This is a genomic window from Gilliamella sp. Fer4-1 (assembly GCF_001690515.1).
Classification (GTDB): domain Bacteria; phylum Pseudomonadota; class Gammaproteobacteria; order Enterobacterales; family Orbaceae; genus Gilliamella; species Gilliamella apicola_C.
This window is the reverse complement of record NZ_LZGZ01000243.1, coordinates 1-1,315: the sequence shown is the minus strand read 5'-3', so window position 1 is coordinate 1,315 and position 1,315 is coordinate 1. Positions and strand designations below refer to the sequence as shown.

The 1,315-nt window shown below is 27.8% G+C and carries 2 protein-coding genes; both read left to right on the top strand.

The window, feature by feature from the left end; all coding sequences use genetic code 11:
- Nucleotides 1–350: 350 nt before the first annotated feature.
- A complete protein-coding gene (locus tag A9G30_RS08575) occupies nt 351–848 on the top strand; it encodes a CPCC family cysteine-rich protein (protein WP_065582913.1) in 498 nt (165 codons plus the stop codon).
- A gap of 85 nt (nt 849–933) precedes the next feature.
- Nucleotides 934–1,315: hypothetical protein (locus A9G30_RS08570; RefSeq protein WP_065588672.1), on the top strand; the 382-nt coding region annotated here is incomplete at its 3' end.

Sequence of the window (1,315 nt, the reverse complement as noted above, 5' to 3'; positions counted from 1 at the left end):
CATACCTTGAGTTTTTTATGCTTTCCGACCTTATGATTGATGAGTTGTATGATCAATATTATTTTTTTAATTTAATAGTAAAAAGTGAACATGCTAATTTTTTTGCAGAAAAATTATATGACTATCTTTTGTTTAAATTAGATAATTTCAGCCACAATAAAACTTAATACTATCTATGATGAAGGAAAATCACATTGAAGTTTTACAACATATTTAATGATATCAAAAGATTGGTTTTAAATAAGATAAACCTAAATCAAAGTAACTTTAATTGTGACATATTAAATAACATTTAATTTTGTATAAAATCATGAAATAGATAGGTTAATAATAATGATAGGGCATTTGCAATGAAGACACTTAGCCGTAAACTTGCTTTAACACAATTAGCTATTAATATGATTATACAATGCCCAACAAAAGAGATTGAGAATATTCTCTTTGCTGATTACCTTGATGAGCATGGTCAATCTTTAACATATACAAGTATTTTTGATGGTGCCGTTCAAATATTTTTATTGGACTATTTTATTGATATTAAGCTGAAAGGATATTCTAATCACTATTTAAAAAAATACATTAGTGATTTATATAATGAACCTATCACTATTATTGGCGATGAAGATATTTTATATATATGCCCATGTTGTAGCTATTTAACCTTAGAACATCAAGGGCAATACGATGTTTGCCCATTATGTTCTTGGGAGGATGATGGCACTTTGCATCATGAGTTAGATAAATACAGTGTAGTTAATCATTCAACTTTAAAGCAATATAAAGGAAAATTTGAAAAACAAAAAGTTAACTTCATTAATATTCCATATAAATCAGGTAATGATAATTAATAACAATTGTATAAAACAAGTATTTCAGGGTACATACAACAAAATGCTTTTTGATATCTATTTATAAGTATTAAAGGATGATTAGATGACCAAAATATTGGCGTTATGGGATAGGCAAACACTACCGATAAAAGATGGCATTTACTTTGCCACTGGTGATTCAATTTCTTTTTCAACCCAATTTTATCCCCAATTATTTATAAAAAAGGGGAAGCCATTTAATTTGAATCTTTTTTTGAGCGAAGATCCTGATAATATAACTAGTATTGATATCATCAAAAAAATAGCCCTAAATGATGGTAATAACTGCTATTTAGGTGAGGGGAGTTATGGCTCTGAAGGTTTTATCGCCTACTTAACATCAGAAAATGCTTTAAAATGGGTGATCTATTTTGAAACATCAAATCCATTTATTAATGCAATTGAACTACCTAACAATTTCCTTATGGTACAATCCAGCGCTAATT

Bases quoted from the DNA above. Each gene is read 5' to 3' on its own strand.
- A9G30_RS08575 (WP_065582913.1), top strand. From the start codon at position 351: ATGAAGACACTTAGCCGTAAACTTGCTTTAACACAATTAGCTATTAAT.